The 438-nt window shown below is 52.3% G+C and carries 1 pseudogene; it reads left to right on the top strand.

Annotated features, from left to right (window positions below):
• Nucleotides 1–208: 208 nt before the first annotated feature.
• Nucleotides 209–438 (top strand): annotated as a pseudogene (nrdR, locus tag GKAS_RS23385) (transcriptional regulator NrdR); the annotation flags it as partial.

The following is a 438-nucleotide window of genomic DNA, read 5'->3' as shown; positions in this document are numbered from 1 at the left end:
GGCGCTCAGGCTGACGAGGCTTCCCAGCAGGGCGATTCTTAGGTAACGTCTTGTCATGCTGTCTGTTTCCTTTTCTTCGGATAACGCAATGGTAGCGTGCTATGCGGCATCTGACATCGATCCTTTGTCTCAAAAAGCGCTGTTTCTTTGTTGTATCCGCAGTTCAGGGTAAAATAGATTCCCATCACCCTCATCGTCAGGACGTTGTATGCACTGCCCATTCTGTTTCGCCGTAGATACTAAAGTCATTGACTCCCGCCTGGTGGGAGAAGGTTCCTCCGTTCGCCGCCGTCGGCAATGCCTGGTGTGCAATGAGCGCTTCACCACGTTTGAGGTGGCTGAACTGGTAATGCCGCGCGTGGTGAAAAGCAACGATGTGCGTGAACCGTTCAAATGAAGATAAGCTGCGCAGCGGTATGCTGCGTGCGCTGGAAAAAA

The sequence above is a fragment of the Kluyvera ascorbata ATCC 33433 genome, from assembly GCF_000735365.1.
In the GTDB taxonomy this organism is placed as follows: domain Bacteria; phylum Pseudomonadota; class Gammaproteobacteria; order Enterobacterales; family Enterobacteriaceae; genus Kluyvera; species Kluyvera ascorbata.
The sequence above is the reverse complement of the archived record's forward strand: the minus strand, read 5'-3'. Positions and strand labels throughout refer to the sequence as shown.